This is a genomic window from Aeromonas sp. R3-1 (assembly GCF_040908345.1).
GTDB classification, from domain to species: Bacteria; Pseudomonadota; Gammaproteobacteria; order Enterobacterales; family Aeromonadaceae; genus Aeromonas; species Aeromonas veronii.
Map to the genome: position 1 here is coordinate 1 of NZ_JBFODN010000196.1, position 9991 is coordinate 9991.

7 protein-coding genes are annotated in these 9991 nt (G+C 59.6%); 5 read left to right on the plus strand and 2 right to left on the minus strand.

Translation table 11 applies throughout. The features are described 5' to 3' along the window. Positions 1–210 precede the first annotated feature (210 nt). Positions 211–1047 carry a mechanosensitive ion channel domain-containing protein gene (locus tag AB5Y85_RS12180; protein ID WP_219265404.1) on the plus strand — a complete coding sequence of 279 codons (837 nt, stop codon included), beginning with the start codon at positions 211–213 and terminating at the stop codon, positions 1045–1047. 347 nt (positions 1048–1394) lie between these two features. Next, a complete protein-coding gene (gene pgi, locus AB5Y85_RS12185) occupies positions 1395–3044 on the plus strand; it encodes a glucose-6-phosphate isomerase (protein ID WP_368221494.1) in 1650 nt (549 codons plus the stop codon). A 154-nt stretch (positions 3045–3198) separates the two neighbouring features. Here pgi and ilvC read toward each other — a convergent pair whose 3' ends face one another. After that, entirely contained in the window at positions 3199–4680 is a 1482-nt protein-coding gene (ilvC, locus tag AB5Y85_RS12190) for a ketol-acid reductoisomerase (RefSeq protein ID WP_005355979.1), read from the minus strand. Between the two features lie 221 nt (positions 4681–4901). Here ilvC and ilvY point away from each other — a divergent pair, with 221 nt between their 5' ends. Next, on the plus strand, positions 4902–5795 hold the full coding sequence (ilvY, locus tag AB5Y85_RS12195; RefSeq protein WP_040069423.1) for an HTH-type transcriptional activator IlvY: 894 nt from the start codon (positions 4902–4904) through the stop codon (positions 5793–5795). Here ilvY and AB5Y85_RS12200 read toward each other — a convergent pair. Next, complete coding sequence (locus tag AB5Y85_RS12200; protein WP_201975556.1) at positions 5784–6644, minus strand: hypothetical protein; 861 nt, start codon at positions 6642–6644, stop codon at positions 5784–5786. The genes ilvY and AB5Y85_RS12200 overlap by 12 nt on opposite strands. Before the next feature lie 192 nt (positions 6645–6836). On the opposite strand from AB5Y85_RS12200, the gene AB5Y85_RS12205 reads away from it, so the two are divergent. Together AB5Y85_RS12205 and AB5Y85_RS12210 are read left to right on the plus strand one after the other, a co-directional pair. Continuing rightward, on the plus strand, positions 6837–7028 hold the full coding sequence (locus tag AB5Y85_RS12205; protein ID WP_005339486.1) for a hypothetical protein: 192 nt from the start codon (positions 6837–6839) through the stop codon (positions 7026–7028). 74 nt (positions 7029–7102) lie between these two features. Next, positions 7103–9685, plus strand: coding sequence for a bifunctional acetate--CoA ligase family protein/GNAT family N-acetyltransferase (locus AB5Y85_RS12210; protein ID WP_257687732.1), 2583 nt, complete (start codon positions 7103–7105; stop codon positions 9683–9685). The last annotated feature ends 306 nt before the right edge of the window (positions 9686–9991 follow it).

The following is a 9991-nucleotide window of genomic DNA, read 5'->3' on the forward strand; positions in this document are numbered from 1 at the left end:
GATGCTGGAGCGTTACGGAAAAGGCGTAAATATCAAAACATGTTTGCATGAGGCGCTGGGGCGCCCCATGCAACACGTAATTGGGACATAGCCTTCTTTTTTGTGTCAGGTTTTTATGGCAGAAAAGAAGTACCAGATGCGACCCGTACTGTCGCGCTGCGGTGTTAGATTTATCCACCATAAACCTTTTAGAACCTGACAGGACATCCTATGGAACCCGAAATCATTACCGAAGCGCAGACCTGGCTGGTCAATAATCAGGGACTGCTGATCGAATACGGCGTCAATATCGCCGCCGCCCTGCTGACCCTGCTGGTCGGCTATATCGCCGCCAACCTCATCAGCGGTGGCGTGGTCAAGGTGATGCAGGCCCGCAAGCTGGACACCACCGTCACCCACTTTGTCGGCAGCATCCTCAAATACGCCATTCTGGTGTTCGTGGTGATCGCCGCGCTGGGCCGTGTTGGCGTGCAGACAGCCTCCTTCGTCGCCATTATCGGTGCCGCCGGTCTGGCCATCGGTCTGGCGCTGCAGGGCTCGCTCTCCAACTTCGCTGCCGGCTTCCTGCTGATCATCTTCCGCCCTATCAAGGCGGGTGAGTTCATCGAAGTGGCAGGCACTGCGGGTGTGGTACAGTCCGTTCAGCTCTTTACCACTACCCTCACCTCCGGTGACAACAAGATGGTGGTAGTACCGAACTCCGCCATCCTCAACGGCACCATCGTCAACTACTCGCGTATGGATACCCGCCGCGTCGATATGACCTTTGGCATCGGCTACGGCTCTGACCTGCGCCAGGCCAAACAGATCCTGGAGCGTCTGGTAAGCGAAGAGCCGCGCATCCTGAAAGATCCGGCAGCCACCATCGCCGTTGCCGCGCTGGCCGACTCCTCGGTCAATATCGTGGTGCGCCCCTGGGTGAAAACCGCTGACTACTGGGGTGTCTGGTTCGACTTCCACGAGAAGGTGAAACTGACCTTTGATGCCGAAGGGATCGAAATTCCCTTCCCGCAGATGGTGATGCACATGCAAAAAACGCAGGCGTGATCGCGGTTCTGCTGCAACAGACAATGCCAGCCTTCGGGCTGGCATTGTCGTTTCTGGCCCCACCCCATGGCCGTGTCGGTGCATAACCACGCCAACCGGATGAAAACAATTTCAGGCCATCGGGGTGGCCCCAATCATGAGCAAGCGCAAGATCCGCCTTGCTTTCGTGACACATAATCCCAATGTTCTGGTTGTATGCTCCCGACAGTGACCCATTGCGGTAAAAGACAATCGGTAAAAATCTGTTACACGGGCCGCCCGATCGGCTCGCTATAATGCTCGGATAATAAGGTTTGGCGGGACCTTGCCTGCAAGGTTCAAACACAACTTGGCATTTCAGGAATCCTATGAAAAACATCAATCCAACCCAAACCCAGGCCTGGCAGGCACTGGAAGCCCACTTTGCAGCAAACAAAGAGATCCGACTCAAGGATCTGTTCGCGCAGGACCCGAAGCGCTTTGACAAGTTTTCCCTTACCTTCGGCGGCGACATCCTGGTTGATTACTCGAAGAACCTGATCACCGAAGAAACCCTCAAGTTGCTGGTTGATCTGGCCAAAGAGACCGATCTTCGCAGCGCGATCGATGCCATGTTCAATGGCGACAAGATCAACATGACCGAAGGCCGCTCCGTACTGCACGTGGCCCTGCGCAACCGCTCCGACCGCCCCATCGAGTGCGACGGCAAGGACGTGATGCCGGAAGTGAACGCCGTACTGGCCAAGATGAAAGGCTTCTGCGAGAAGATCATCTCCGGCGAGTGGAAAGGCTACACCGGCAAAGCGATCCAGCACGTGGTCAACATCGGTATCGGTGGCTCAGATCTGGGCCCGGTGATGATCACCGAGGCACTGCGTCCCTACAAAAACCACCTGCAGATGCACTTCGTCTCCAACGTCGATGGTACCCACATCGCCGAGACCCTGAAGAAGATCGATCCGGAAACCACCCTGTTCCTGGTGGCCTCCAAGACCTTCACCACCCAGGAGACCATGACCAACGCCCTGACCGCCCGCGACTGGTTCATCAACATCGCCGGTGACAAGGCCCACGTTGCCAAGCACTTCGCCGCGCTCTCCACCAACGGCAAGGCCGTGGCCGAGTTCGGCATCGACACCAACAACATGTTCGAGTTCTGGGACTGGGTTGGCGGCCGCTACTCCTCCTGGTCTGCCATCGGCATGCCCATCGCCCTGTCTGTCGGTTTCGAGAACTTCGAAGCCCTGCTGCAAGGCGCCTTCGAGATGGACATGCACTTCGCCACTGCCTCCTATGAGCAGAACGTGCCGGTTCTGCTAGCGCTGATCGGCCTGTGGTACAACAACTTCTACGGTGCCGAGTCCGAAGCCATTCTGCCGTACGACCAGTACATGCACCGCTTCCCTGCCTACTTCCAGCAGGGCAACATGGAGTCCAACGGCAAGTACGTGGATCGTAATGGCAAGCCGGTTGACTACCAGACTGGCCCCATCATCTGGGGTGAGCCGGGCACCAACGGCCAGCACGCCTTCTACCAGCTGATCCACCAAGGCACCAAGCTGATCCCCTGCGACTTCCTGGCGCCAGCCATCAGCCACAACCCGATCGGTGACCACCATCCGAAACTGCTGGCCAACTTCTTCGCCCAGACCGAAGCGCTGGCCTTCGGCAAGAGCAAAGAACAGGTCGACGCCGAGTTCCTGGCTGCTGGCAAAACTCTGGAGCAGGTCAAGGATCTGGTGCCGTTCAAGATGTTCGAAGGCAACCGCCCGACCAACTCCATCCTGTTCAAGAGCCTGACCCCGAAAACCCTGGGTGCCCTGATCGCCATGTACGAGCACAAGATCTTCGTACAGGGCGCAATCTGGAACATCTTCTCCTTCGACCAGTGGGGCGTGGAGCTGGGCAAACAGCTGGCCAACAAGATCCTGCCGGAGCTGGGCAACAACGAGGCTGTCACCAGCCACGACTGCTCCACCAACGGTCTGATCAACACCTGGAAAGCGTGGAAAGCCTGATTTATCCAGCCTTTCTGAATGCAAAAGCCCCGCTCGATGAGCGGGGCTTTTTTATGACTGTCAGGCTGATTTTTCTGGCTGGCCGGTCGGGTGTCCACCGACCGGCGACGGGGATCGTCATCACCGCCCCTTCATCATCCTGCCCGATGCCGGTTTAACCGCCAACAGCGATGCGTTTCATGTCTTTCATATAACCACGCAGTACCTGGCCGATTTTTTCGATCGGGTGGTTGCGGGTCGCCTCGTTGGCAGCCAGCAGCGCCAGGTTATCCACGCTCTGCCCTTCCGCCTTGCTGGCACCCAGATCGCCCGCTTTCAGGGTCGGCATGAAGTGCTCGCGCAGCAAGGGCACAGCGGCGTTGGCGAACAGGTAGTTTCCGTACTCGGCGGTATCGGAGATGACCACGTTCATCTCGTACAGACGCTTGCGGGCAACGGTGTTGGCGATCAGCGGCAGCTCGTGCAGGGATTCGTAGTAGGCAGACTCCTCGTAGATACCGGAAGCCACCATAGTCTCAAACGCCAGCTCGACACCCGCCTTGACCATGGCCACCATCACCACGCCATTGTCGAAGTACTCCTGCTCGGCAATCTTGCCAGCGAACGCCGGGGCATTTTCGAAGGCAGACTTGCCGGTCTCTTCACGCCAGGTGAACAGTTTGACGTCATCTTCGGCCCAGTCGGCCATCATGCCGCGGGAGAACTCACCGGCGATGATGTCGTCCATGTGCTTCTCGAACAGCGGGCGCATCAGGGTCTTGAGCTGCTCGGAGAGTTCGAAGGCGCGCAGCTTGGCAGGGTTGGAGAGGCGGTCCATCATCAGGCTGATACCACCCTGTTTCAGGGCTTCGGTGATGGTCTCCCAGCCGAACTGGATCAGCTTGCCGGCGTAGGCCGGGTCTGTGCCTTCGGCAACCAGCTTGTCGTAGCAGAGCAGGGAACCGGCCTGCAGCATGCCGCAGAGGATGGTCTGCTCGCCCATCAGGTCAGATTTCACTTCCGCCACGAAGGAGGACTCCAGCACCCCGGCACGGTCGCCGCCGGTGGCAGAGGCCCACGCCTTGGCGATGGCCATGCCTTCACCTTTCGGGTCATTTTCCGGGTGAACGGCGATCAGGGTCGGTACACCAAAGCCACGCTTGTACTCTTCACGCACTTCGGTACCCGGGCACTTGGGCGCCACCATCACGACCGTGATGTCGGAACGGATCTGCTGACCCTCTTCCACCACGTTGAAGCCGTGGGAGTAGCCCAGCGCAGCGCCCTGCTTCATCAGCGGCATCACGGTCTTCACCACGTCGGAGTGCTGTTTGTCCGGAGTCAGGTTCAGCACCAAATCGGCGGTCGGGATCAGCTCTTCATAGGTGCCGACCGCGAAGCCGTTGTCGGTAGCCTTCTGCCAGGAGGCACGTTTCTCGGTGATGGCTGCCTTGCGCAGGGCGTAGGAGATATCCAGCCCGGAGTCGCGCATGTTCAGACCCTGGTTCAGACCCTGGGCACCACAGCCCACAATCACCACCTTCTTGCCCTTCAGCACGTTGCAGCCGTCCGCGAACTCTTCGCGCTGCATGAAACGACACTTGCCCAGTTGGGCCAACTGCTGACGCAGGTTCAAGGTGTTGAAATAGTTAGCCATGGTGATTGCTCCGTTCGATTGATTCCATGCCGGATAGCGGCGTTGTCTGAACCACTATAACGCGGGACACTTATTGCCTGAACTGATATATTCGAAACAGTACGTTGCAATAACTGAAACGCTCACCCTTCAAAATTGCCTGCTGAATGTACCGCGAGATGGCAGAAACAAGCCGCCAACCGCTGGATATCGGGCACACAAGCCGCGCCAGGAGCTGAAAGATGGACCTTCGCAATCTCGAGCTGTTTCTCCACCTCGCCGACTCCCTTCATTTCGGCAAAAGCGCCGATGCCATGGCGGTCAGCCCCTCCACCCTGAGCCGCGCCATCCAGCGGCTGGAGCAGGAGACCGGCTGCATCCTGTTCGAGCGGGACAACCGCTCGGTACGGCTCACTCCCGCCGGCGAGAAGCTGCGGGAGTTTGGTGGCGGCCTGTTGCAGGAGTGGCGTCAGCTCAAACAGGAGCTCAAACGCAGCGATGAACCGCTGCAGGGGCGGCTGCGGGTGTTCTGCTCGGTCACTGCCAGCTACTTTCTGCTGCCCGAGGTACTGGAGCGCTTTCGCCGCCGCTACCCCCAGCTGGAGATCAAGCTGGAGACCGGCGACCCGGCGCTGGCGGTGGACAAGATCCTGGCCGACGAGGCCGATCTCGCCATCGCTGCCCGCCCCGATGCCCTGCCCGCCAAGCTGGAGTTCGCCAGCCTGCAGCAGGTGCCGCTGGTCTTTATCGCGCCGCGCAACGCCCCGCAACTGAACCAGTGGTTCCGTCAGGGAGAACCTGATTGGGAGCAGTTGCCAGTCATCCTCTCCGAGCAGGGGCTGGCCCGCAAACGCAGCGATCAGTGGTTTCGCAACAAGGGGATAGCGCCCAACATCTATGCCGAAGTGGCGGGTAACGAGGGGATTGTCGCCATGGTGGCGCTCGGCTGTGGCGTAGGATTGGTGCCGGCGGCGGTCATCGACCACAGCCCGCTCGGCGACAAGGTGCGGATCATCGACCTCAAACCCGCCTTCAAACCATTTGATGTGGGGATCGGGGTGCTCAAGAAGCGGCTGGAAGAACCGCTGATCCGTGCCTTCTGGGATACCGCGCAGAATCAGGGCTCACTGCGCTGACACCGGTTTATAGATAAGGGCCGGATCGGCCATCATGACGCGACTGGGCTGCGGCAAGTCGGGGTTATGCAGCTCGAGGCGCACCCGCTCATCCAGTTTCAGCCGCCGAATGGTGCTGCCAAATCCCTCTTCAAAGACCCGGTCAAAAGCACCAGACTGCCGCGCCCGCAGCAGGCCGAGCTCGATGCGCTGCGCCAGCTCCGGATATTTTGGCGAGACAAAGAAGAGCAGCGCCAGCGGATAGCGAAACACCAGACGGGGCTCGATGGCGAGATCGGGATGCTGCCTGAGCTCATCCTCGATCTCGATGACCGAGCGCAGGAAGCAATCAAAACGCTTCTTGCGCAGCATGTTGAAGAGCGCCTCATAAAGATTGCCCACCGTCACCTTGAGGCCGTTAGCCCGCAGCAACTGGGTGTCTGGCCAGGACCTGTGCTGACCGATGGAGAGCCCGGCGCGATGCCAGTCCGCCAACGATCCGATCGCGGCAAAACGCCCCTCATCCCCCTGCCGAACCAGACACACCCGCCATCCCAGCAGCCCCTTGGCCAGCGGAATGTGGATTGCCAGCAACTCCCGCTCTCGCTCACCATCAGGGGCAAAGACACCGACCTGAACCAGCTCGCCGCTACGCAACTCCTTTACCGCCCGCCCCTGCTCCATTTGCGGGCTGGAAACCAGCTGGTAGGGGCCATATTCGGGCACGGTGAGATCGAGGGAGAGGCGCAACAACTGGACGACGGCGGGGTTGGGGTGATCCAGCAGCAGATTCCAGGCGCGGATAGGCTGCTCGGTTGCCGATACGCCAACCGTCCACAGTGCCATGCACCACCACCAGACTCTGATCATCCTGCGCACCATCCGTGCCTTATGCTCCTCGCCATACTATAACGCCAGCCAGCACCTCAACGGCGCCCTCTCTGAAAGATGTGTGAGCGCTCTCGTGTCAAATCTCGTGTCAAAAGTGACAATAGGCAAACCCGGCAGGTCATCGCAGACTGGGCGTTCATCAACAAACGCCAAGGCGCAGGGAGGAGAGCCATGAAACAGCATCTGGTAGAGATCAAGGGTTCAACCCTGTTTGACGAGTATCTGCAGAGCATGGGCGTGCCCAGCACGGCGCTCGACCGGGAGCAGGATATCTATCTGCAGGAACGCCACCTGGGAGCCATTCGCCGGGTGCAAGGCGAACTGCGCTTTTATCTGCGAGCCAATGCCCTGAACAAACGGTGATCAAGATCCGGTCACAGAACCCGCAGCAAAGGCGTATTAGACTGGTATCTTCCCCCCTTTTGTCGGGAGTGCCCATGAAAGCAAGCGGTCTGGATCGGCTGTTCAAACCCCACTCAATCGCCGTGATCGGCGCCTCGACTGACCCGCTCAAGGCGGGTCATGTGATCGTGCGCCACCTGCTGGCGGGCCAGTTCAAAGGGCCCATCCTCCCCGTCACCCCGCGTAACAAGGCCATCGCCGGCGTGCTGGCCTATCCCGATATCGCCAGCCTGCCGCTGACCCCGGATCTCGCCATCATCTGCACCAGACGGGAGCGGGTCTTGCCGTTGCTGGAAGCGCTTGGCCAGAAGGGGGCGGGGGCGGCCATCATACTGGCCGCCGACTTTTCCCCCGAGGAGCGACTGGAGCTGAAACGGGTCTGCCAGCAATATGACATTCGCCTGCTCGGCCCCAACAGCATGGGGATGCTGCTGCCCGGCCAAGGGATCAACGCCAGCTTTTCACCCATTGCCGCCAAGCCGGGGCAAGTCGCATTTCTGTCGCAATCCGCCGCCGTCAGCACCACCATTCTGGATTGGGCCAAGCAGCATGAGCTGGGCTTCTCCGCCTTCATCTCCCTTGGCGATCACTGCGATATCGACTTCGGCCAGCTGCTGGATCAACTCTCCCGCGATAGCGTCACCCGCGCCATTTTGATCTATATGGACAAGTTGCACGACGCCCGCCACTTTCTCTCGGCGGCACGGGCAGCCTCGCGCAATAAGCCGATCTTGGTGCTGAAAAGCGGGCGCCACGATCCGGCCCACGGTCTCGACAATGTATATGATGCCGCCATCCGCCGCGCCGGCATGTTGCGGGTACGGGATACCCACGAACTGTTTGCCGCGGTGGAAACACTCAGCCACTCCATGACCCTCAAGGGGGAGCGGCTCGCCATCATCTCCAACGGCCGAGGGCTGGCCAATATGGCGGTGGATGTGCTGCTGGAGCGGGGCGGCAAGCTGGCTCGCCCGCCACTCGATATCGGCAGCGATGCGACCATCACCACCTATCAGGAGGCACTGGACAACGTGTTGCAAGAGGATGGTATCGACGCCATCCTGATCATCCACGCCCCCTCGCTCACGGCACCGAGCGCGCCACTGGCCAGCCATCTTATCGCCCATCTGAAACAGCATCCCAGAGCGCGCCGTTTCAATATTCTCACCAACTGGGCGGGCGAATACTCGGCGCAGGAGGGTCGCAAACTCTTTACCGAGGCGGGCTTCCCGACCTACCGCACGCCGGAAAGCGCCATGGCGGCCTTCATGCACATGGTGGAATACCGCCGCAACCAGAAGCAGTTGATGGAGACACCGGCGTCACTGCACGGCAACCAGCTCAATGTCGAGCTCTGCCAGCAGTTGATCCATCAGGCGCAGGAGCGCAAGCAACTGAGGCTGGATACCCATCTGGTACACCCGATTTTGCAAGCCGCCGGTCTCTCGACCCTGCCAACCTGGATCGTTACCGACGCCATTGAGGCGACCCTGACCGCAGAGCAGATCGGCTATCCGGTGGCGGTGAAGCTGCGCTCGCCCGACATCCTGCACAAATCGGCCGTTCACGGCGTGGTACTCAACCTCCGTACCTCGGCCGAAGTGGCGCAAGCCGCAGATGCCATTCTGGACAGGGTCAAACAGCATGATCCGGGCGCCCGTATCGAAGGGCTGCTGGTACAGCGCATGGCTCGCCGCAGCGGCGGCCTCGAGCTGCGGGTACGCATCCAGCAAGACGCCATCTTTGGCCCCGTCATTCTGCTGGGTGAGTCGGGTGCGGAACCGCAGGAGATGGTGGCTGCCTTGCCACCGCTCAATCAGGCGCTGGCCCGTTACCAGATCATCGGCGCACTCAAGAGTCGCAAGATCCGTGAACAGGCCACACCGGAACGACTGGATATCGATGCCTTGGGCCAAGTGCTTTGCCAGCTCTCAGAGCTATTGCTCGCCTTTCCGGAGATTCAGGAGCTGGACCTGCACCCGCTGCAAGCATGCGGTACCGAGATGGTGGTACTGGATGCCAGCCTCACACTGACTGACCCCGCCATCCCGATAATCAACCGACTGGCGATCCGCCCCTATCCCACCGAACTGGAGGAGGGTGCCTGGCTTAAAGATCAGCGCCATATCCTGCTGCGCCCAATCCGGCCGGAAGATGAACCGGCTCACAAGCAGTTCGTGCTGCAAGTCTCTGATGAAGACAGGTACAAACGCTTCTTCGCCGATGTCGGCGAACTGGGTCACGAAGAGCTGGCCCGCATGACCCAGATCGATTACGACCGGGAGATGGCCTTCGTGGCTGTGGGGCAAGATGGCGAGCTGCAGGATCAAATCCTCGGCGTGGTACGCGCCATTTCGACCCCGGACCTGAGCGATGCCGAGTTTGCCATTCTGGTGCGATCTGACCTGAAAGGGGTGGGTCTCGGCAAATTGATGATGGAGAAGATCATCCGCTACGCCAAAGAGCAAGGGATTGGCCAGCTATCCGGCATGACCATGCCCAGCAATCGCGGCATGGTCAACCTCGCCAAACGACTTGGCTTCAAGATCGATGTGCAAATGGAAGAGGGGGTGGTCAATATGGAACTGCCCTGCAACCAGCAGGCGGTAGAAGCCTGATTTGGCCGCCAGTAAACTCGCTCAAATGGCTGATAAGGCTCGGATATAGCCAGAAAATGGTGGAAATAACCGGCTATCTGGCACTCTTACTTGGCAGGGAAAAGCCAGATATTGGTGGTTTAAGGCGCTAAAAATACAAAAGCCCGGTTATGAAACCGGGCTTTGTGTTGGTTCTTGCGTACAAATCTGTGGGACTTATGGGCAAGATCGCACATAGCAAAAAGGCCTTCCCATCTGGGAAGGCCTTCAAATTAGTGGCGGAGCGGACGGGACTCGAACCCGCGACCCCCGGCGTGACAGGCCGGT